Here is a 22,339-nt window from a genome sequence, read left to right as displayed (position 1 = left end):
GGCGAAGTACCGTGAAGGCACTCCGCCTGGCCTAGCGATCTTTATTCAGCCGTTTATTTACCTGCAGCGGTAAGACCCGCGATTCTGCCGAATGTCAGAGCATCAGGAACCGCATTGCAGCCGACGCGGTTGGTTCCGTGGATACCGCCGGTGATTTCACCTGCAGCAAACAGACCGGGGATGACTTTGCCGCTGTTATTAATAACCTGGGCTTTTTCATTGATTTGAACGCCGCCCATGGTGTGGTGAACAGAGGGAGTCATAAGCGTTGCGTAGTAGGGGCCGCCCTCGTCCAGACGATGGTCATCCATACAGGTCGGACGTCCCATTTCGTCACCGGTACCTTTCTTGCAGAATTCATTCCACTTCTTAACAGTCTCGACTAAGTTCTTACCATTGATCCCGGCTTTTTGAGCCAGTTCTTCAAGCGTATCGGCTTTGAAGGATTTGCCGGAAGAAAGAATGTCTTCGACTTTCACACCGTAAGCATTGCGGCCGTCTTTATCAACGAGAGCACGTTTGGCGGAAGAAATCACGAAGAAGAGCTGATCTTTCTGAGCCAGATTGGCTTTTGCAAGAACGTCGCGGCGTTCGGACTCATTCACGTAGCGTTTGCCGTCACGGTTTACATAAATGCAGGAGTTCTCGCCGAGTTTGAAGCTTGTTGCGCCAGTCTTCGGATCGCCGGCAGGGAACAACTGGATCCAGCCCATCTGAGTTAAATGAGCGCCGGCCTTCTTGGCTAAATTAATGCCGTCGCCGGTAGCAGAGGGAAGGTTGGTTGTCGGAGTATTCTTACCGAGTTTTTTGCCCCAAAGTTCGTCATACTCGTTACGCATCTTAACGTTAGCGCTGAAACCGCCGGTTGTCAGAATGACGCCGTCATTTGCGTTGATGACGTATTTTCTGCCGTTTTTGTTTTGAGCTAGAACACCTATGACTTTGCCGCCTTTAACAATGAGGTCATCAGCCGCTGTGTTGAGCATCAAAGTGACCGGGAGTCCTTTTTCCTTGATGTAGGCTAAGTAGGTGTCAACATAACCGACGCCGGACTTGAAGTTTTCGGCTCGGTTTGATCTCGGCCAAAGAGCGCCGACGAACTGGTTGGCCTTTCCCCGCCAGACAAAGCCCATCTTGGAGAGCTGGTCCATTGTGCCGGAGACGTTCTTGGTTAAGGTGTAGACGAGGTTGAGGTTTGCCTGGTTGTCCCCTGACTTCCATGTCTGCAGAGCGTGCAGTTCTGGAGAATCGAAGAGTTTGTTTGAACCGCTTTCTTTGTATTTAGTCCATTGGTCTTTAACTTTATTAATTAATTCGGCGTGAAGCGGATTCAGTGGTTTTTGGTTGATGATGCCTTCGACAATCTTCTTCTGTCCTTCAGACATCGTCAGATGGTCTTGGTTGCGATTGGCAACGTTGAAGCAGCCGCCGGATACGGAAGTATTTCCGCCGGCAAATCCGTTCTTCTCAAGAAGAATAACTTTCTTGCCGGATTCAGCCGCTGCAACAGCAGCGGAAAGACCAGCACCTCCGGCACCTACAATCACGATATTGGTGTCTTCAGTAACGGTGTCATTGTAATGAGCGGGTTTAGGAGCGGGCTTCTGGAACTGTTTAACATCTAAGCCGGCTTCCTTCAGGCACTTGTTAACTGCTGCCTTAATGGCAAAGCTGGAGAGCGTTGCACCGGAGATGTTGTTGACGTTTGTTGTCTGATATTTGACGATTTCAGGAATCAATTGAGTCTGAGTTAAATCGGCAACGGGATGCGTTTCGGACCAATCCAAAACCTTAACGGATTCGATCTTATTGCCCTTTACGATGACCTGTACTTTGACGGCTCCGTTTCTACCTACTTCCTGAGCAGTGTAGGTTCCGTCTTTAGCAAAGGCAGAAGTTGATAAAGCTGCCGACGCGACTAAAAGTGTAACCGTAGCTAATTTAAAGCTTTTCATATTATCTCCTTGGAAAATAACAGCTACAGTCTATGAAGGCAGCTAAAAAAAGAAAATAATACCTTGGTTCTAGTTTTGGATAATAAGGGGTATTTTTTTATTAAGATAATAAGTTATTAGATAAGGACTTCTTAATTGGGAGCTCTCCAAAAAGTAATTCTCATTAAGTCCTACTCTCACATTAGATTTCCACGCCGACATTTTGCGTAATTAGCAAAATTGTTTTGCCTAGAATGCATTGGATATGTCGATAGTCGGTGAAAAAATGAAATTCTCAAATCCCTCAATCGAGAATGACTATGAAAAAATTCCTTGCTCTCACCGGTTTGATCGTTGCTTGCTCTCTGCCTTTTGCTGCTCAATCTCTGGAGTGCTCTGTAAAGCCTAAGGTTACTTCCATTGAAGCCCCGCACAGCTATATGTTCGTGGGCAATTCCTATACATATTATTCGAGCGGTCTTGCCGGCGCTGTTAACGGTCTGGCAAAAGCTGCCGGAATCAAAGTCAGACGCAACCGTATGGTGACCATCGGTGCGGCTGACCTCGGTTGGTTCAATGTCTGGGAACTGGTGCGTCCTTCCGGAATGGCTTCTACTTATGTCGACCACAGCGACGGCGGCAAAATCAAGAAGTTTGACTTCAGGAAAGAAAAGGTTTTTGACGCTGTCATTCTTCAGGACAACAGCACCGGTCCGATCCATCCGCAGCGCAAAGAAATCTTTGAGAAGTATGCAAAACAGCATGCATACGATCTGCAGTGTTTTGGCATCCAACCTTTGATCATGATGACTTGGGCAAGAAAGAACAAGCCTGAAATGACCCAGCAATTGGCAGATGCCACAACAAAAGTCGGCAACGAAGCCGATGCAATGGTAATTCCGGTTGGTTTGGCTTTTGCCGAAGCGATCAAGCAAGATCCGAAGTTAGAGCTCTACCGTGCGGATAAAACACACCCTTCGCCTGAAGGCACTTACTTAGAGGCCTGCGTTGTCTTTGCGAGCATGTACCATCGTTCGCCTGTCGGACTGAAATACTACGGAATTGAGCAAGTTGAAGAAAAGACGGCACATTTCCTCCAGGAGGTTGCTTGGAATACCGTTTGTGAATACTTCGACTGGAAGAAATAGTTTCGCTCTGAATCTCTCAACCAAATCATTAGAGCGGTGAATTGATCTAAAACCAAAGTTTTTGAGATCTACCGGCTCTGTCTTAATGCTCTCGTGCGTCCTTTTAGGACGCACATTTGTCTTTGCTTAATTAGCCTTATTCTTAGCGATAAGTTCCAAGACTTTACGGCCGAGTTCAATTCTAGGTTTGACAGTAGATAGATCTGACCATTCTTTTTCAGGATTATGTAAATCTCCGCCGACTACACCCATGGCGCAAGCAACCGCTGCTCCGCCTCCGGAGAAACGGTTGCCGTCGGAAGCGCCGCCGACATCCATCCATTTTGGAGCAGGCTGGTTCAGATCTTTGGATGCCTGATCCACCAGTTCAATTAATTTCTGAGATTTTTCCGTATGCGATAGAGCAGAGCTCTTAGCAACATACTTCAGCTCAGACGTCACGTCAGGTGCAAAACCTCGTTTGCAAAGTGCTTCAATCTTGTCCAACACGGCATCGCGTGTTTGATCGTTGAAGAAACGGAAATCAAATACGACGGTTGCGTCTTCAGCGATAGTGTTGGGTGTCGTTCCGCCTTTGACAACGTCAGCGTTCAAAGTGACGTCCTTGTATTCAGAGGCAATCGCTTTGATTTCAGGAATGGCTTTCGCCATGGCTTCTATCGCATTTCTCCCATCTTGCGGATTGTTTCCTGCATGAGCGGGTCTTCCGTAGAAGTTGATCGTCAGGAACATAGAGCCCTTGCGAGAACGGACAAATCCGTTGCCCGGTCTGCCGGGTTCGTAAACCAACGCAATATCAGTTTTCTTGGCTTGCTCATCCATAAAGGCTCGGGAAGCCGGGGATCCTGACTCTTCGCCCGGATTGACGATGACAGCGATGTTCAATTTTTTCAGGGCTTCCGGCGGAATTTTCTTGCATATCCACCAAACAGCATTCAATGAGCTTTTATCGTCGGCAACACCGGCGCCATGAGCAATATTGTCCTTTATTGTCAGAGGATACTTTTGAGCATTACCGACGGGCTGGACAGTATCTGAATGAACAGAAAGCACAACATCATAATGATCTTGGTTCGGTGTATTGGTGGCTATTAGAGCTTTGCCTCTTCCGGCGCAGTCTCTTGTTGTCACTGTCCATCCGATCGATTTGAAGCGTTTTTCTAAGATATCAGCGATTTTGTTTGCACCTTCGACGTGACCGGATTTTGAGTCAATGGATACAAGCTCGTTAAGTTCTTTGACATATTGCTTCATATCAAAATCAGAAGCATTGTCATTTGCGGCAGCAAAAGCAAATGATGGTGTCAGACTTGCAGCCAAGCAGCCTGATACAAATTTGCGGCGTGTTGTCATTTGTAATTCTCCTTTTGTGATTGAGGAAGTGGCTTTAGATGAAAATTTTCGCTTCAGTGTTGTGAGAGGGGCGTTGCGAGTCAATTCATATCCCTTAATTATTAACATGCTATTGAATGTTAATCCTCTCCTTCGAGCTTTGGGTGGATTTGATGTTCAAGAATAAATTTCATTAAGTATGAGCTGCATTAAAGGCCGATCTAAACCCTATTGGCTCAGTTCGTTAGAATCAAATTTCCCAAAGGATATTTAAACAAGCCATATCATGGACAAAGATTTCGATACTCTCATCAAGAATCTTCCTCAAGATAAGATGGAAAAACTTCTTAAGAAGTATGCAGGCAAGGACGAAAAGCTCCGAGAGGAAATTTTGTCTAATCCCTCCTTCAAAGATCCTTCTTTTAAACGATCTGGCCTTAAAGGAATGGCAGAGAAGAATTGATGACGCCATTGAAGAAGACCTTGCTGGCGACATTGACGAATATTACGCAAGCAAGACTGTTAACTGGGATACAACAATCTCGATCTTGACAGATGCTGTTAAGGATCTTATGAGACGGGGGCAGGCTAAAGATGCCGCCATACTGATTGAGGAGACTGAAGATAAAACAATAGACGTTTCCTCTGTGGAACATGAGGAGGGCGAATATTGTGAAATTGACGTCGAGTACAACTGCTCACCGGAAGATTTCAACAAATTGAGGTATCTCGCTCGCTCAGGAGTAAGGAAGCAAGGAAGGAGTTTTTCGAAGATTGCAGAAAGGAAGCGGCAGAAGGCGATCTCAAAGATGTTTGGTTGAAAAACTATACCTCTCCGGAAGAACGATCCATTCAGCTGCAAACGGTACTGAGCTGCATAAAAAAGTCAAAATCAAAAAGAAAGCCAATTCCTTATGGGTATTTGAAAACGGCATTTGAGTTGCTGCTCAGTCTTGATAACCGTAAAGGATTAAAGGAATTTTTTGAGAAGAATTCAACGGATCGAGATTTACGAGAACGTATGGTCAAATGGTGTCTTGAGCATAAGGAAGAAGATTACGCTCAAAAAATCCTTCTCGAAGACGTAAGAAATGGCGGCTCAATTCGATCCAGTGACGAACTAAACAAAATCCTTAGAAGAAAAAATGAGACAGATCTTCTTAAAGAGGAACTTCTCAGACGTGTTCAAGATAACTTGAAACTGGAATTCACTTTCTTTTCTGAACTTAGAGAGTTATTGCCAGAGGCTCAATGGAAGTCCGTCGTTGAAGAATACATATCCCAAACGGGTTCTTACCGTAGCCTTCGAATGAAGTTATGTGGAGAAATCGGCGAAGAAAATAAGATAAAAGAAATTATCGAGAAGCAGGTGGAAAATTTTGCCGGCAGCTTTTGCGATAAATATTCGAGTGTAGATATAGCCTCACAACTGGCTTTGGCAGAGAAATTATTAAAGAAAACTGATCCGGAATACGCTAAAAACCTAGGCAAACAAATGGTGAAAACCCTTTTGCGTAACCCATGGAAGAGAGGCGGTTATGAAGCTTTGCGTCAGATTATCAACGGTTTCCTGAGTGCATCTGAAACTAAGGAGTTTTTGGAGGAATTGGTTAAAACTTATCCCACTCGGCAAGCAATGCGCGAAGAGTTCGGTTGTCGTCGTTCTGAGAGAACTAGACGTTAATAATCGGAAAGCGCAAAGAGAGAACAAGGATTCGTCTAATGATAAGGAATGGTCGAGCGGCAGGATTCGAACTTGCGCCCCTTGCATTCTAAATGCAACGCTCTACCAGGCTGAGCTACGCTCCGAGATCCTTATTCTTAATGCTCATTTAAAAAAGAATAAAAGCGAAGAAGAGGTTATTTCATAAAAGCTTCTTCTATTGCTAGTCATGTAAGTTGTTTAGGGGTGTTAAAAAGTCCTTAACCTCAAAACAGAAGTCGTAATTGTCTCATTCAGCACCGATTCTAACTTTGATGAAACAATAATTAACTGCCTAGGGGCACCTTCTTGAATGGCGTAACAGCCCGGAATCCCTCGGAAAAAACATCCGCCCATTGGGGCGGATGTGTGGCGGGCGGTATGTGAAACCGGAGCTAGTTATTTAATTCTTGTTTAACTTCATATCAAATTAAAAGATTATTTTCCTGCAATCGAGTCGACGGCAATGCGGCCGAAGCAGATAGCCTTACCGAAGGCTGTGCCGGTCATATAGGCTGCACCATGGACACCGCCTGTTAATTCACCGGCTGCGTAAAGAGCAGGAATCACTTCATTGAACACATTGATAACCTGAGCTTTTTCGTTAATCTTCAGACCGCAATATGTGCCGATGAGGGCCGCGGTTGTCGGCATGATGTAGAACGGCCCCTTTTCAATAGGAACGGGTTTGCCGAAGCCGCTGGTGAGGGATTTTCTTCCGAATTCATCATTGCTTTCTTTGATGCCCTTGTTGTATTTCTCAACGGTTTCTTTAACGGCCTTAGGATCAAGACCTGCTTTTTTAGCGGCTTCTTCCAGTGTTTCACCGAAATAAACCCATTTTTGACCGGCAGGATCATTTGTGAGAGCAGTCATCATCTCGATACCTTGAGTATCGTTTTTGACATCGTAGTCCAGAATGTTTTTATCAAATAACTGGTAAGAATAACCGTCTGTTTGAGCTAATGAAGCGTCGCCTTGGAGTTTGTAAGACTGAGATTCATCCGTAAAGCGTTTGCCTTCTTTGTTAATCATAATGGCACCGCTGTAGGTGATAAGGCTCATGTCCTGAATGATTGTCGGATGAAGTTTAAAGCCGTAGGAGGCCTTAATGTAAGTTGTGTCAAGAGTGTCAGCACCTATGGCTTGAGCCATAAGAATACCGTCACCCTGAGTACCGGCGCCGGCAATCGCATCGGCTTTTGCCATAATCGGATTAAACTTGGCCAGCAACTGAGGATTCCGAGAGAAACCGCCGGCCGCGAGAATGACACCCTTATTTGCACCTAATACAACGTTTTTCTTGTTAATTGTTGCTTTGACTCCAATGACTCTTCCAGAGGCGCAGTCAGTGACCAAACGATGAGCAGAGGCGTTAAGAACAATTTCCACACCCTTATCTCTAGCGTACTTAGTCATGGCTTTAATTACTTCGGGAGGATTAAAGGTATGGGCACGAGGAACGCTCATGCCGGAAGCAGCCATAACGCCTCTTGGATGAACATTTAAGGTTTTCGTTAAGAAGTCATATTGAATCTTACTCATATCGACGAAAGCTTTAACCACTTTCGGATCGTTCATGTTTTTGCCTGTCTTCATCATGTCATTGAAGAACAGTTCGGCGGTGTCTTTTTTACCTTTCTTTGCCTGCAAATCTGTACCGAATGTGGAAAATTGACCGCCGCATAAAACACTGGAACCGCCGATAATTCCGGTTTTCTCGAGGACAATAGCTTTAAGTCCTAATTCACCTGCACGGCAGGCCGCTGCTAACCCGGCTCCGCCGGCACCGATGATCACGATGTCATATTCTTTATCAAAACCGGCAGCAGAAGCTTGGCTCAGGGGAACAAAGGCAAGAGAGCTCAGGCCGGCTGTTTTGAGAAGATTTCTACGGGATAACGTCATATTTCTCTCCTTGAATTTGATCAGTCTTGAGATTTCAAAACCTGAGTTCATCTTAGGTTGCAAAATACCTAGGTAGGTTGATAAATATCAATGCTTGGCGAAATATCTTGTCTCCCACTAAGATTGAGTTATACCGACCTATAAAAATCGCTCAACCATGTTCAGAAGAACCTTTCTATCGCTTTCTGTGCTTCCGTTAATTTCCGGAACTGCAATCGCTTCTACTTTAAAGTCAGTAGACCTCTTGATAGTGGGTGCCGGCGCAGCAGGTTTGGCAGCAGCTTGCAGGGCAGCTGAACTGGGCATTAAAAATGTAGTGATAATAGAGAAAGAACCTCTGATAGGAGGGTCAAGTATTAGATGCGGAGGTCATTGGTCTGTTTCAGAAACTGACTACCAACGTTCATTAGGTATCAAGGATAAAGATGAATGGTTCTTTTCGGATTTGATGGAAGCCGGACAGTGGAAAAATGATCCTCAGCTTGTAAAGGTATTCATTGAAAAGGGTCGTGAAGAGTATGAGTTTCTAAATTCTCTCGGCGTCCAACCATTCAGCCTATGGGCGTCCGGAGGATCCGGAGTCCCTCGAGGACATGTATTTGATCCTCATAAATTAGTTCGAACTCTGTTGACGTTTGCAATTGACCATGGTGTCAAAGTATTAACAGGAGTAAAAGCCCAGCGGTTGTTAATGGACAACTCGCAATCAATCACTGGTGTAGAAATCAAGAGGCTGGGCGGAACAGAGGTTATCAAAACAAAATGCGTTCTCTTAGCAAGCGGAGGATTCGGGAATAATAGAAAAATGCTTGAGCGCTATGTCAGCGACTTGGAAAACGTCCAGGTGTTTTCTGGGAACGGAAATACGGGGGATGGTCATCAGATGGCTATGGCGTTAGGGGCTGAACTCATTGATACTGAATATATAAAACCTTCCTACGGATTTATAAGGAACGCCGCAGACGCGAATGACTTCAGTATGATTTTCTATAGCGGCGCCGTTATCTTGAACCAAAACGGAGAACGATTCGTAGACGAATCAATGTCTTATAAAGATATCGGACCCATCGCATTAGTACAACCGAACGGCCGAAGCTATATCATTTTTGATGAAAACATTCGGCTCATGCAGCTGCAGAATCGACCGCCTGAGAAAAGACTGTTTGGCCACATAACTCAGGATAGTAAACATATTTATTTTGCTGAAGATTTGTCTGAAGCCGCCAGAAGAGCCGGTTTAAATCCGGAAAATACCGTTCGAACAATTCAAAATTACAACCAAAGCATAAAGACAGGAAAAGAAGTCTCCTTTAAACGCTTGTCATTGTCCGGAGCATTCGGAACACCGGTTCCTATTGAAAAAGCTCCTTTTTACATAATGCCCGCTACTTGCGGAATTATGGGAACTTATTGTGGTATTCGTGTAAATGCCAAAACGCAAGTCTTGATTCAAGGTAAGCATCCTGTGAAGAATCTATTGGCCGCTGGTGAAATCATGGGGGGCGTTCACGGTGCCAACTTTACGCCCGGTTGTGGTTTTGGAAAGGCTCTGGCATTCGGAAGAGCAGCCGGGGAAACAGCGGCAGGAGTGCTTGCAATATGATAAGAATGTTCTTGATTCTGCTCATAGCTCTTTGCTTCGGAGGGAAAGTTTGGTGTGCTCAGACTCTTCGAATAGGGATTCAGGAAACCATCCTTCAAGGACAGGAGAAAGAACTTATCTATGAAACTATCTCTTCGTTGAAGTTAAAACTTAACAGAAATATAGAGGTTTGCGAATTTTCTTCGAAGGACCTACAGAGGGCGATTCAAAATAACGAAGTCGATCTTTTCATTTCCTCGACCCCCTTCTTTATAGCTGAGGCAAAAAGCGGTGCCCGAGATATTGCTACCTTGGTATCTGATCGTGCATTTGATCCGAATCAAGGTTTAAGTGCTTTAGTTCTTGTTAAAGAAGAGGCTAACGGCTTAAACAGTCTTGCTGACTTAAAAGATAAGACAGTCGTCTTTAATCCTCGTTACGGACAAGAGACTGTCTATTTGGTCAAAGGAGAGCTTGAACAATCAGGTAAAGATAGTTCGTTTATTCTAAATAAGCTCACCGCCCGAGATGAATCTGTCAAGGAGTTGCTTGACGATTTGTCTCAAGAAAAGTTGGATGCAGTTGTTTTACCCAGCTGTCTTCTAGAAGAAGAGGCCGAAAAAAATGAAATCAACACCCTAAACCTTCGAGTGTTGAATGAGAAGAACCATCCGAATTTACTTTGTCTTCACTCTACGTCGCTTTATCCGAGTACTACTTTTGCAATGCTTCCGTCCGTGCAGGCAGAGTTATCTAGAAAACTGAGGTTAATTTTATTAGGCCAAGAAGCCATAAAAGGCGGGATGTATTGGGGTACGTCTTCTGATTACGACAGCGTAGACCGTTTGTTGAGAAGTCTAGACATGGATGCATACGCTTCAGATCGAAAGTGGACTCTAAAAAATGTCGTGAATAAATATTGGTACATCTTTGTCGGATTTCTGCTCCTTATTCTCGGTCTGATGGCGCATAGTGTTCGAACTGAGGCCCTCGTAAAGAAGAGAACGGCCCAGTTGCAGGCTTCATTAAAACAGAGAGAAAAGCTTCAGGTTCAAGCAGCGAAAAGTGAAGAGGCACTCGGAAAGCTTCAACGATTAGGGACTGTCAGCCAGATAAGCAGCCTGTTTGCTCATGAACTAAGGCAGCCACTGAATGCGATACGTTGTTACGCCTACAGCCTACTCAAACAAACGATGAAAGCCGGAAGCAACTTAGATAAAGAGAAGTTTGCTTCCGGATTAGAGGAAATTAATGAGCAGGCTCAACGGGCAGACGAAATTATCCAGAAAGTGCGTGATTACGTGAAGGACAAGTCAAGGGATCTCACGCAGGTTGACTTAGATCAAATTCTTAGGAAAACGATTGAGAGCTTCTCACTTGGCCACCCTGACTGCGAAATTCAAGTGCAAACGATCCCCGCGAAAGTTCTGGGCGATCCATTGGAAATTGAACTGATCATTTCTAATCTGATAAAAAACGCTTATGAAGCTTCAGTGGGGAAAAAGACCGAACCTCAGGTTTATTTGAAGGGCGAGAGAAAGAGCGGCAATTTCCAAATAGAGGTTTGGGACAACGGTCCTCAACTTTCTGAAGAGCAACTGAGTGAGATTTCAAATTCTTCCGGTTCAACCAAGGCTGACGGCCTAGGACTGGGCTTGTCAATCGTGAAAACTTTTGTCGAACGTCATGGAGGCACCTTGATTTACAGCCGTAGTCCGTTGGGAGGTTTGTTGGTTTCATTCAACCTTCGATTAGTGAATGGAGAAAAGGGAAATGGATCCTAAAGCGATAGCGTTGATACGTGTTGTCGATGACGACAGAGCGGTTTCCAAGGCGATTCAGTTTCTTTTGGGAAATGAAGATTGGACAGTACAAGTTTTTTCCAGTGGCGAAGAATTTCTGGTCAATGAAGCACCTTCCGTTCCGGGGTGCATAATTCTGGATATCCAGATGGGCGGAATATCAGGCATTGAAGTGCATAAGGAGTTAATTGCTCGGGAGTCGGAAGTTCCGATAATTTTCTTGACTGCGCATGGAGATATTCCGATGGCTGTGGAAGCCATGAAAGAAGGTGCAGCCGAATTCCTCGTCAAACCCTTGGATCCTGAAAAACTGCTTCAACTTGTCGAAAAACATGTCGAATGGGACATAAAGAGACGGCAGTGGAGCGTCTCAAAAGAAGAAGCCGAGCGGCGTGTTGAAAGTCTCACATTACGCGAGCGGCAAATTGTTGAATTGGTTTTAAAGGATTTAAGTAACCAAGAGATTGCCGAAGCACTGAAACTTAGCCGACGAACTATAGAGTGTCATCGCCAGGTTGCCTATAAAAAATTACAAGTCAACAACGTTAAAGAACTAAAACTAATACTGGAAGAAGGAAAACAATAGTTTTAATACTTCTTGGTTCTTTTAAATTACGAGATCCCAATGATCAATAACTCAATGCCTAAAAGTTAAGGAGAAGCGATATGCATCAATACATCAAAGTATCCGGGACTCCCTATGAAAGAGGATTTCAATACGGATCGCAGGCAAAGGAAAGAATCTATAAAGTAATCGAAGAATACAAAGTCCTTTTTGAAAAAGAAGCCTTCATTACCTGGGACAAAGCGTATGAACTCTCTAAACCTTATCGCAAAGAAATAGAAAAATATCGTCCGGATCTTGTTGAAGAGATGAAGGGAATTGCAGACGGCGCCGGTCTTGATTTCAATACGATCCTCACGCTTAATTGTCGCTCCGAAATCATGTTTGCTAAGGCAGATATTGCCGAAGACGCGTGCACAACGATCGGCGTGCCGCCTGAAGCTAGCGAGAACGGGCATACACTGTTAGCCCAAAACTGGGACTGGTGGTCGATGGGATATGGAACAACCGTACTTTTGGAAGTTGAACAAAAGCCATTCGCTAAAGCCATAATCATCACAGAGGCCGGTCTTGTCGGGGGAAAGGGATTGAACGACTGCGGAATAGCTCTTTCAATGAACGCCATGTCGGTAAAGAAGGGAAAACTTGGCGTCCCGCTTCAAGTCCTTCTCCGAGGAGCTTTGTCTTGTAAAACGATTCCCAAAGCCATTGATGCGATTGCTAAAGCCAATAGAGCCGGGAGTGCCTGCGTGGGTCTTGCAGGAGCCGACGGTTTGCTTTTGTTCATTGAGTACGCTCCAAATGACTTAGATATTCTTTTGTCAGGGGGAGAACCTTGCTGCCACAGCAATCACTGGCTGTCCTTAAAAATGATTCTTGGTCCCGAAGCCAAGAACTATTCTTACAACTCAACGTTCATTAGACTCGATCGAGCTAGAAGGTTGGTCAAGAAAGAGGACAAGCTGTCGGTAGAAAAGATATTCGAAATCTTGTCTGACCATGCCGGTTATCCCGACGGCGTTTGCAGACATGATGATGAAACACTTCCGATTTACCATCGACATAGTTCTGTTTGGTCCATGGTGATCGATGTGAACGAGAAGATCATCTACTTAACCGACGGAACGCCCTGCAAGTTCAAACCTAAGGAATACAAGCTTTACTAGAAAGAAAACAGAACTGTAATAGGGTTCAGTAAAGAGGCCGAGGAGGGCGAGATCATTTTAATGCTCTATCTCGCTTTCCGTCGGCCACATTTCCTGGTCACTGCCAAAACGAGCTTTAAAGGATGGAGGGCGGAAATGAAGACATCGCTGCAAAATACTTTAGAGGATATCAAGTCTAAGGAGGATAAAGACTCGGACATTCCGGCATCTCGTCGGACACGTAGAAAACTCCATTTAGACGATCTTCTAGACAAGTTTGAGAAAGCTCAAGCAAGCACTCGACGCAATTTAGAAGACAGAGAATGGCTGGACTGCAAGGAACTGCTCTGAAAACTCCAAGAGCCCTTGATGCAGTTCAAGCTTTTTCCTTAAACGTCCTTTTGGCCATAAGTCGGATAAGTCCTGCCTGTGGAAGCTTGAGTAATTATCTCAATTGATCGCTGATTGCGTCTGTGGCAAAGTTACGTCCAATAGAACTACCCTTGACAGTCATGGGCGCAAGCCGAATCTTCGATCCCTTAATCTCCAGAATCCCGATCCTGTTCACCGCAGCTTGTATATGGTCGTGGACAAGCTGTGCACATGCCGTGACTCTAGATGCCCAGGTTATCGGAGAAGATAGAAGTGTGATCGAAACGATAGCGACTACATTGGATCACTTGCGCGAAGAAATATCCGACGAGTTCTTTGAACTGAATTATCTTGCCAAGGAAGACCTTCTTAAAAAGACCAAAGATAATCCCGCCTTCTTTTTCATTACGGACGCGGTGACTTTCGCAGCCTTGTCGGAGGCAGGGGCCTGGGCGGTTGCTGCAATGAAACATCCTTTGGCCATTGACTCTTCTCATACGAGCGGAGCCGCTTTCATTACCCGGAAAGATCGGACGGATATCAATTCGTTAACTGATCTGCAAGACAAGAAAATCGTAGGGATGTCTCCGACCTCATCATTGAGCTATCTGATCGGCTTAAGAGAACTCCAAAGAATTTTCGGTCCCGGTCATTTCTCCAAGGAAGTTTCCTTCAGCGGTGCTCCGATTGAAAAGGTTGTACACGAGATCTTGGAAGGAAGAGGCGACGTAGGAATCATTGACGCCTGTCTCCTGGAGCGAATGGAGCGTGACGGCAACATCACTCCGGACTCTTTAAAAGTCATCAGTCCGCGTGACAGCAGCGATCTTCGCTGCCGCCACTCGACAGGTTTGTATCCCGGCTGGGTAATGGCTGTATCTAAGCCGGCTTCAGAACTTACAGAAAAAGAACGCAATCTCATCTTAAAAGTTAGTTCTGTTTTGCCAACGGTTCCTAAACTTCAAGGTTTAATGGAGTGGTCAACGCCGAGCAACAACGACGCCATTGCATCGTTGCTGTCAGCATTGGAAGATGAAAATAAAGACAAAGCTTTTTGGAAGAATTTCTTTAGTAAATATGGTCCATGGTTGGGAGCCTTTGTTATTTTCCTATTTTTGCTGTTTGCTCACACGATTTACGTTTCTTGGCTGGTTCGCAAACGGACGGCTCAATTAACGGCATCAATGCAAAGAGCCCAAAAACTTCAGCATCTTGTGAACTCTGAACAAGAAAAGATCTCAGCGATGGAGAGAGCAGGTATTGTCGGACAGTTGTCTTCGATGATAGCCCATGAGCTTCAGCAGCCGATCAATGCGATTACAAACTTTTCCCGGGGACTGAGAATTCGAAATGAACGCGGATCTTTGGATCCTGAAGTCTTGCAGGAAACGCTTCAGAGGATTACTCATCAAAGCGAAACTGCAGCTCAAATCGTCAATAAAGTGCGAGCTTATGCAAAGCAGCATAGTGCGGAGAAGGTTAGAGTGAATCTCCTGGCTCTTTTGAAAAAATCCATCCAAAAGTTCAAGCAGATCAAGGGTTCTAGACTGAGTTTTGATTTGAATTGCCCTGAGACAATTGAGGTAGAAGTTGACCCGCTCGAAAGTGATCTTGTCCTCTATAACCTCTTCAAGAACAGCTTGGAAGCCTGCAAAAATGAAGCTGAGCCTTTAATCATTATCAGTGTTGGACAGTCAGAACAGAAAGCAGTCATCAAAATTCAAGATAACGGACCTGAAATTTCTGAGGATTTAGTCAACTCTATCTTTATCCCGAAAGTCAGCCAGAAAACGGATGGCCTTGGACTCGGTCTTTCAATATGTAAGGCTTTAGCAGAATCGCACGGAGGTAGCTTGACTGCCATAAGAAACGAACAAGGTCATTTGGTCATGAAGCTTTGTCTTCCAATGGCTGTGCCAGCAAAAGATATAAGGAAGAATCAATGACAAACGGAACGATTTACATAGTTGACGACAATGCCGAAACAGCTCAGTCTTTGGCATTCTTCCTTGAGTCTCTCGGATGGAGGACCCGTGTTTGGAATGATCCCGAAACCTTCCTAACTGACTATGATGGACTGGCTGCCGAAGGATGTTTTATCTTTGATATTCGGATGCCTAAGATTGACGGATTGGAGCTTTTGGAGCGTCTTAATGCAAAAGCTAACAAGCGGCCCATAATCTTCTTAACCGGTCATGGGGACGTCAACATGGCCGTGAAGGCTTTTAAAAACGGAGTATTTGATTTCTTTCTGAAGCCTCCTGCCGAAAAGGAGCTGATTGAAGCGGTCGAGAAGGCGCTGACCGTTTCGAGTGATTTGAAATTCCAAGCAGAAAAGCTTGCCTATGACAGAAAGCGTTTTGATTCTCTGACAGATCGTGAAAAAGACGTGGTAATTCTTGTCGGCAAAGGCATGATGAACAAAACGATTGCCGATACCCTTAAGATCTCTGAGAAGACGGTCCAGCAGCACCGCGGTGTAGCCTGCAAGAAACTTAACCTCATCAATGCAGTAGAAATTGCTGACTTTCTTCGAAGCCTAAATCTTCGCTAATGATATGAACAATATGTGGACAAGAAATCGCCTCTTAAAAAGCCTGTTGGCTCTCGGCTTGTTGCCGCTTGGCTCTTTTGCTCAGTCAAAAGTCGAAGCTCAGAAAGAAGATCTGCTTCCGGATAAAGTGGATGTCATTGTGATCGGTTCGGGAGCCGCAGGGATGTCTGCGGCTATTTCAGCCAAAGACAAAGGAGCCAAAACCGTCATCCTTGAAAAGATGCCCATCATCGGCGGAAACACTTTAATTTCCAGCGGTGTTGTTAATGCTCCCGACGAAAAGAATCAAAAACTTCAAGGAATCGAAGATTCCAATGAATGGTTTTATAAGCAGACATTGGCAGCCGGTCATGATAAAGCCGATCCAGCATTGGTTAAAGTTCTGACGGATCGCTCCTATCAGACCATTCAATGGTTAGAAAGTATTGGCGTTAAATTCAAAAAGGGTGTCTTTCAGGTTTATGGCGGCTTGTGGCCTCGAGGTCATTATCCTTCGGTGTCTCACGGGAGAGGGTACGTCGCAGCTTTGTCAGAGCAGTGCCGAGCAAAAGATATTCCGATTCTCACGAATGTTGAGGTGGTCGCTTTAATTAAGGAAGGTTCAAGAGTTGTAGGTGTAGAAGCTCGATTTAAAAATCAGCTGCGAAAGTTTTATGCCGATAAGGCTGTCATTATTGCTTCTGGTGGATTTAGTGCGAACAAAGCCCTTTACGCAAAAATGGATCCCCGCTTAGAAGGAATGACATTTACCGGCGCCTCCTCGGCAACGGGCGAGATGATTGGTATTGCGGAGAAAGCAGGCGCTGCTGTCTCTGATATGGAATATATCCAGTGCAATCTCGGACCGGACGTCGGCTATACCCATCGTTCCGGATACCATCTTGATGTGACTCGTCATGTGTTGGTGAATATTCACGGTAAACGTTTTGTGGCGGAAGACGGAGCGAGAGATTACTTGCGTGATGCAGTACTGCAGCAGCCTAATAAGATCGTTTATTCGATCGTCGATAAGAACGGATTCCAGAATTTAAGTTCTCTTTTCCAGCAGGCAGGAATCTTGGGCGAGATAGAAGGCGAACACTTTGAAAGTAATGACTTGGCAGAGCTTGCCAAGAAAATGAAGGTTCCTCCCGAAAATCTCGTCAATACCATTAAGGAATACAACCAAGCGGTCGAGACTAAAAAGGATCCTTACGGCCGAGAAGTTTGGATGCTGACGCAAAAGATTGAAACGCCTCCTTTTTATGCCGCTCGCGTAAGAATGGCCGTCCATTACACCATGGGCGGCATCGTGATCAATGAAAAGGCTCAGGTTCTTTCTAAGGAAAGAGAACCGATCAAAGGGCTTTACGCGGCAGGGGAGGTGACAACCGGCGTTCACGGCTCTAACCGAGTCGGCGGAAACGGCCTTTTGGATGCTTTTGTTTTCGGTCGGATTGCAGGAGAAAATGCCGCGGTTGGTCTTTGATGATCTGCACATCCGATCTTCATCGGATATGAGAAAAAGCCCGCTCTCCTTACGATGATGACAGAGCCTGAACTACAGGCAGTCATCCAAACCAAGGAGAATATATGAGCAAATTTACTGTATCTCGCCGCGGTCTTTTGTCCGCCGGTGTCGCAGCTTCTGCCGCCTCTCTGGCTTCTTCCGTTTTTGCCCAGGAAAAGAAGTCAAGTCTTGTTCCTGATAAATGGGATTTAACGACTGAAGTACTCGTTGTCGGTTCCGGCGGTGCAGGTCTTGCAGCCGCCGTTTCTGCAGCACAGGCTGGTGCAAAGGTTACCGTGATTGAAAAATTAGCTTTCATCGGCGGCAACACAATGATTTCCAGTGGCTACTTCAACGCCGTCGACCCTGAACGTCAGAAAAAACAGGGTATCGAAGACAGTATCGAAAAACATATCGAACAGACTCTGGCGGGAGGTGACGGCCGTGCCGATCCTGAGTTGGTCCGCATTCTTTGCTCTAACGCTTTAGGCTCTCTGCATTGGCTCGAAAGCATGGGTCTTAAGTTCCGTCCTGACGTCATGCAAGTTTACGGAGCCCTGTGGCCTCGTTCTCACCTTGCCACTGAACCGAAGGGAACAGGTTTTATCCGCGTGCTTTCCACAAAAGCCAAAGAACTTGGCGTTGATATCATGACCAATACAAAGCTGGTCAAGATCATTCGTGAACAGTTTGATGAAGGCAGAGCACTCGGTGTTATGGCCGAAAGACAAGGCAAACCTTTCTATATCCGTGCCACAAAAGGCATCGTTTTGGCAGCCGGTGGTTTTGCAGCCAATCCGCGCCTCCGCGCGATCCATGATCCTCGCATGTTAACTCTCACAACCACCAACAACCAAGCCTGTTCTACCGGTGAAGTCATGCTCGCCGCGAACGAAGCAGGCGCCTACCTGATGGGTCTGGATTACATCCAGTGCAACCCCGGCTGCCCTCCAGGACACACATCTCGTCAGGCTCTGCACCTTGACGTTTCGCGCTATGTATTCGTAGACAAACGCGGTAAACGTTTTGTGGCCGAAGATGCCCGTCGTGACGTTCTTCGTGACGCCATCCTGAATCTTCCCGAAAAATTCGGCTACGCCATCGTCGATAATGATGGATTCAACAGCTACAACCAAGTGGTTCGCGACGATGCAATGAAAGGCCTGAAGACCGGCGATGCTTTCAAGGCCGATACATTGGAGGGTTTGGCTAAACAGATGGGTGTTCCTGCCGATCAGTTAAAGAAGACGATTGCTGACTACAACGCGATGGTTGATCAGAAGAAAGATCCGGACTTCGGTAAAGCAGAACGCAATCTGTCTCACAAGATTGAAAAAGCTCCGTATTGGGCCGCATTGTCCAGTATGGCTGTACACCACACGATGGGCGGCGTGAGAATCGATAAAGAAACTCGCGTGCTTGATCGCCAAGGCAATGTGATTGAAGGCCTGTATGCCGCAGGCGAAGTGACCGGCGGTATCCATGGTACGAACCGCTTAGGCGGCAACGCCATTGCCGACATCTTTACTTTCGGCCGCATCGCCGGAAGCTCGGCAGCAAACCAGAAGTAAAAACTTAAGTTGAATCTCCTAAAGTAAGTCACCGTCCGGCGAGTGAAAAAGCTCTCCGGACGGAATTGTGTCGGCTATAAGTAGACTTCAAAGCTCGGATTTTTAGTTTGCTTTCAGCAGGTTATTTTTCAGTTTCTTGAACCTCCAGGCCTTTACTCATAATTCTCTTAAGTTCAGAAATCTGTTCTTTCAGAACCTCAAAACATTTAGCACATTCAAAAAATCATTTCTAAGTGTTTATTCTTAGAAGATTTTTCAAAAACCGCATGATGTTCGCACTTGTGCATAACTAACTTGCATCAGGAACAACATATGTGACACTTTGTTGCAATTGCTTGAAGATTTGCACATAACTCAAATCCACAAAGGAGAAAACCCATGGATGTATTCTTACAAGCAGTAGTAGTTATCGGCGCCGTAGTTATCGGCGTACGATTTGGCAGCATTGGATTAGGTATCTGCGGCGGCGGTGGCCTAATGATCCTTAATCAAGTTTTCGGACTGCGTCCAACAGGCGCCCCGGTCGATGTGATTCTTATTATTTTGGCGGTTGTGACTGCTGCATCTACGATGCAGGCCGCAGGCGGCATCGACTGCATGGTCAGAATCGCAGAACGAATCATTCGCGCGAATCCCAAACGCATTGTTTTCATTGCACCGCTCGTCACATGGTTTTTCTCTTTCTTAGCCGGTACAGCTAATATCGTTCAGGCATTGATGCCTGTGATCTATGAAGTGTCTTACGCTTCTAAAGTTCGTCCCGAACGCTCTATGACGGTATCTGCCATTGCTGCTCAGCAGTCTCTGGTTGCTTCGCCTGTCGCCGCCTGCACAGCAGCACTTCTCGGTCTCTTAGGTTCCAGCGGCTCTAATATGACGCTTGGCCAGATCATGATGGTCACGATTCCTGCAACACTTCTCGCAGTTCTGATTACTTCCACGGTTATGTCCTTCTACGGTAAAGAACTGGACAAAGATCCGGAGTATCTCCAGCGCGTTAAAGAAGGCTTGGTTCTTCCTCCAAAACCCATCGAGCACAAAGAACTTCCTAAGACGGCTGCTTGGTCTGCCATCATCTTCGTCCTCGGCGTCGTCTTCGCAGTGGTTGCCGGTTTCTTCCCCGAAATCCGTACTCCGCACACCGGAAAGATCATCGGTATGGGTACCTTCCTTCAGATGTCCATGCTCGCAGCTGCTTTCCTGATTCTTGTGATCTGCCGTCCGAACGTGAAGAAAGCACTTGAGTCTTCCGTGCTGAGAGCAGGTGTTTCCGCCATCATCGTGATCTTCGGTCTGGCTTGGATGGCTGACACCTTCATTTCCGCTCATAAGGCTGCATGGATTGCCTCCATGGGTTCCTACCTCCAGGATTATCCGCTTCTCTTCGCCGTCGTGTGCTTCTTCGCTTCCTCTTTCTTAGCTTCTCAGGCAGCTACCGTCAGAGCCATTATGCCGATCGGTATTGCTTTAGGTCTGTCTCCGGCAACTATCGTCGGTCTTTACCCGAGTGTTAACGGAACTTCATTCTTCCCGGCCAGCGGTCCCGTGATCTCCACGATGCAGTTCGACCAGTCCGGAACAGTTGTAATCGGTAAGTATGTTTTGAACCACTCCTTCATGGTTCCGATGTTAACCGCCACAACATCTGCAACCCTGATCGCACTGGCACTCTCCAAAGTTCTTCTCTAGTAGCAAGCAAAGCGGGAGGTTCTTCTAAAGGGCCTTCCAAACAAAGCAAAAGGCTCCGTCAAAAACGGGGCCTTTCTTATGGGCTCAGTAGTCGTAGTTTTCAAGAAGTAGTTCGGGTATCAAAGAATTTAATAATCCTCTCTCTTAATTCTTCCGCTTCCTTGTTAACCGTTTGAGCAGGCGCCTTTGCAGGAAACTCTATATAAGACAGATTAGGAAGTTCTGTCTTTCTAAATTTATTGAACTCGGAGATCGGAAGACGCCCTGTGTTCTGGTAGGTTACAACGATAGGAACATCTTTGATTTCAGAGACTAATACATAGGGATCTTGATAGTCGGAAGCCAAGAGTGCGCTCATTGCTTGACCGAGCCCAGGACCATAGTTGGCCAGCATGTAGCTTCTGAAACTATACGGGCAATTGTGGAGAATCAATCCCGCGGCTTGTTCAGAGGCCTTTGAAACGTTCTCTAGAGCGCCGTACGCACCGATAAAATTACCGGAAAATAAAACCTTTTGTTCCTGAGGAATTTCCTGAAGAATCCGATCGACAAGTTTTCCGGTCTTACGAATATAAGATTCGATCGGGAAGCCCTTATCGTCCTCAGATTCACGGATATCAAACAAATAAACCTCTAATCCTAATTCACAAAGCCAAGCAGTTTCAGGAATGTGGGCGGTTAAATTTTTAGAGCCGTCATGGAAGTAAATCACCGAGCCTTTTGCTTCGATATTAGGTTTTGTCAGGCGCAGCACGGTTCCTTCATCTGAGAGGGTAGGAAGCTTTTGTCCGTTAAGGCCAGCATGTTCCGGTGACCAATAGACCTGATCCTCCGGGCTAAAGAACAAATCCTCAACGAGAACCGAAAGGTAATTAGCGAATGATTTCTTCATGTTTTAAGAAGGCTGAAAACGGGATTTTCTTGTCGTTATCTAAATCTATCGTATAGATATCTTCCTTCAGCCAAGGTGCAAATTCAATTGTCTTTTTCGCTAATTGTTCTCTCGTGATTCGGACCAACGACTCAACAATGAGGCGGAAGAGATCGAAGGGAAAAGATTTCTTCGAAACCAGATAGAGCTCTCTTGAAAGCAGGGGCTTGGGCATCGGAGCTAACTTAACGTTCGGGATCGTCTCCCAATGCTGGATGATCCCGGCGGGTCTGGTTATTGCCCAGCCCATGCCTTCGTTAATTAGTTCCAAGAGCACAGCCGTGCTGTCAACATTGATCCTCTGATGGATCGGGATGTTGTGCGTCAGAAGAAAGTTATCAAATAACTTGCCTCCGCCGCTTCCTGTGGTCAGTCCGATGTAAGGAAGTCCGCAAAATCTCAGATGCGACCAATCGATATTGCTTTCCGGGAACTGAACGGATGCCGGATAGGCAAGAAGCGACGGTTCTCCGTAAAAGAATTGTCGTCTGACGTCTTCTAACCCCAGGGAGGGATCGGAGGTGATAAAAACATCTAGCTCGTCCCGCTTAAAACAATGCAGCAAATGGTCACTGGTGCCTGATAAAGCCGTGCATTGGGTTACGTCTGAAGAAA

18 protein-coding genes and 1 tRNA gene are annotated in these 22,339 nt (G+C 45.8%); 13 read left to right on the top strand and 6 right to left on the bottom strand.

The features are described from left to right. Positions 1–53 precede the first annotated feature (53 nt). A complete protein-coding gene (locus HMPREF9439_RS05200; protein ID WP_008864011.1) occupies positions 54–1,955 on the bottom strand; it encodes a flavocytochrome c in 1,902 nt (633 codons plus the stop codon). Between the two features lie 299 nt (positions 1,956–2,254). Here HMPREF9439_RS05200 and HMPREF9439_RS05195 point away from each other — a divergent pair, with 299 nt between their 5' ends. Further along, positions 2,255–3,082, top strand: a complete 828-nt coding sequence (locus tag HMPREF9439_RS05195) for a hypothetical protein (RefSeq protein ID WP_021868568.1) — start codon at positions 2,255–2,257, stop codon at positions 3,080–3,082. 126 nt (positions 3,083–3,208) lie between these two features. Here HMPREF9439_RS05195 and HMPREF9439_RS05190 read toward each other — a convergent pair whose 3' ends face one another. Beyond that, complete coding sequence (locus HMPREF9439_RS05190; protein ID WP_040603430.1) at positions 3,209–4,435, bottom strand: M20/M25/M40 family metallo-hydrolase; 1,227 nt, start codon at positions 4,433–4,435, stop codon at positions 3,209–3,211. Positions 4,436–4,770: 335 nt separating this feature from the next. Between HMPREF9439_RS05190 and HMPREF9439_RS05185 the strand changes: the two genes are divergently transcribed. Continuing rightward, positions 4,771–5,235, top strand: a complete 465-nt coding sequence (locus HMPREF9439_RS05185; protein ID WP_008864008.1) for a hypothetical protein — start codon at positions 4,771–4,773, stop codon at positions 5,233–5,235. Continuing rightward, the gene (locus HMPREF9439_RS05180; RefSeq protein ID WP_008864007.1) at positions 5,232–6,098 is read left to right on the top strand and encodes a hypothetical protein; all 867 of its coding nucleotides are present in this window, start codon (positions 5,232–5,234) and stop codon (positions 6,096–6,098) included. The genes HMPREF9439_RS05185 and HMPREF9439_RS05180 overlap by 4 nt, the downstream gene beginning before the upstream one ends. Before the next feature lie 49 nt (positions 6,099–6,147). Here the strand turns inward: HMPREF9439_RS05180 and HMPREF9439_RS05175 are convergent. Both HMPREF9439_RS05175 and HMPREF9439_RS05170 read right to left on the bottom strand, forming a co-directional pair. Then, positions 6,148–6,223 (bottom strand) — tRNA-Leu (locus HMPREF9439_RS05175). A 331-nt stretch (positions 6,224–6,554) separates the two neighbouring features. Beyond that, positions 6,555–8,024 (bottom strand): FAD-dependent oxidoreductase, encoded by a 1,470-nt coding sequence (locus HMPREF9439_RS05170; protein ID WP_155168013.1) that lies wholly within the window; start codon positions 8,022–8,024, stop codon positions 6,555–6,557. Between the two features lie 157 nt (positions 8,025–8,181). Between HMPREF9439_RS05170 and HMPREF9439_RS05165 the strand changes: the two genes are divergently transcribed. The 10 genes from HMPREF9439_RS05165 (at position 8,182) to HMPREF9439_RS05120 (ending at position 20,793) form a co-directional block, all read left to right on the top strand. Continuing rightward, positions 8,182–9,627 carry an FAD-dependent oxidoreductase gene (locus HMPREF9439_RS05165; RefSeq protein WP_008864005.1) on the top strand — a complete coding sequence of 482 codons (1,446 nt, stop codon included), beginning with the start codon at positions 8,182–8,184 and terminating at the stop codon, positions 9,625–9,627. A 5-nt stretch (positions 9,628–9,632) separates the two neighbouring features. Continuing rightward, on the top strand, positions 9,633–11,390 hold the full coding sequence (locus HMPREF9439_RS05160; protein WP_167535255.1) for a sensor histidine kinase: 1,758 nt from the start codon (positions 9,633–9,635) through the stop codon (positions 11,388–11,390). Further along, entirely contained in the window at positions 11,380–11,994 is a 615-nt protein-coding gene (locus HMPREF9439_RS05155; RefSeq protein ID WP_040603428.1) for a response regulator transcription factor, read from the top strand. Before HMPREF9439_RS05160 ends, HMPREF9439_RS05155 begins: the two co-directional genes overlap by 11 nt. A gap of 80 nt (positions 11,995–12,074) precedes the next feature. Next, positions 12,075–13,139: an acyl-CoA--6-aminopenicillanic acid acyl-transferase gene (locus tag HMPREF9439_RS05150; RefSeq protein WP_008864002.1), complete on the top strand. Its 1,065-nt coding sequence runs from the start codon at positions 12,075–12,077 to the stop codon at positions 13,137–13,139. A gap of 135 nt (positions 13,140–13,274) precedes the next feature. Further along, positions 13,275–13,469 carry a hypothetical protein gene (locus tag HMPREF9439_RS05145; protein WP_155165838.1) on the top strand — a complete coding sequence of 65 codons (195 nt, stop codon included), beginning with the start codon at positions 13,275–13,277 and terminating at the stop codon, positions 13,467–13,469. A gap of 122 nt (positions 13,470–13,591) precedes the next feature. After that, entirely contained in the window at positions 13,592–15,436 is a 1,845-nt protein-coding gene (locus HMPREF9439_RS05140) for a sensor histidine kinase (protein ID WP_157645837.1), read from the top strand. Continuing rightward, positions 15,433–16,044, top strand: coding sequence for a response regulator transcription factor (locus HMPREF9439_RS05135; protein WP_008863999.1), 612 nt, complete (start codon positions 15,433–15,435; stop codon positions 16,042–16,044). The genes HMPREF9439_RS05140 and HMPREF9439_RS05135 overlap by 4 nt, the downstream gene beginning before the upstream one ends. Positions 16,045–16,057: 13 nt before the next feature. After that, positions 16,058–17,512, top strand: a complete 1,455-nt coding sequence (locus tag HMPREF9439_RS05130) for an FAD-dependent oxidoreductase (protein WP_157645836.1) — start codon at positions 16,058–16,060, stop codon at positions 17,510–17,512. 104 nt (positions 17,513–17,616) lie between these two features. Then, positions 17,617–19,104, top strand: coding sequence for an FAD-dependent oxidoreductase (locus tag HMPREF9439_RS05125; protein ID WP_008863997.1), 1,488 nt, complete (start codon positions 17,617–17,619; stop codon positions 19,102–19,104). Between the two features lie 378 nt (positions 19,105–19,482). After that, positions 19,483–20,793 (top strand): anaerobic C4-dicarboxylate transporter family protein, encoded by a 1,311-nt coding sequence (locus HMPREF9439_RS05120; RefSeq protein ID WP_008863996.1) that lies wholly within the window; start codon positions 19,483–19,485, stop codon positions 20,791–20,793. A gap of 100 nt (positions 20,794–20,893) precedes the next feature. Here the strand turns inward: HMPREF9439_RS05120 and HMPREF9439_RS05115 are convergent, their stop codons facing one another. Together HMPREF9439_RS05115 and HMPREF9439_RS05110 are read right to left on the bottom strand one after the other, a co-directional pair. Further along, a complete protein-coding gene (locus HMPREF9439_RS05115; RefSeq protein WP_008863995.1) occupies positions 20,894–21,685 on the bottom strand; it encodes a hypothetical protein in 792 nt (263 codons plus the stop codon). After that, positions 21,666–22,339: LysR substrate-binding domain-containing protein (locus HMPREF9439_RS05110; protein ID WP_008863994.1), on the bottom strand; the 674-nt coding region annotated here is incomplete at its 5' end. The genes HMPREF9439_RS05115 and HMPREF9439_RS05110, both read right to left, overlap by 20 nt.

The sequence above is a fragment of the Parasutterella excrementihominis YIT 11859 genome (genome assembly GCF_000205025.1).
Lineage (GTDB): Bacteria > Pseudomonadota > Gammaproteobacteria > Burkholderiales > Burkholderiaceae_F > Parasutterella > Parasutterella excrementihominis.
The sequence above is the reverse complement of the archived record's forward strand: the minus strand, read 5'-3'. Positions and strand labels throughout refer to the sequence as shown.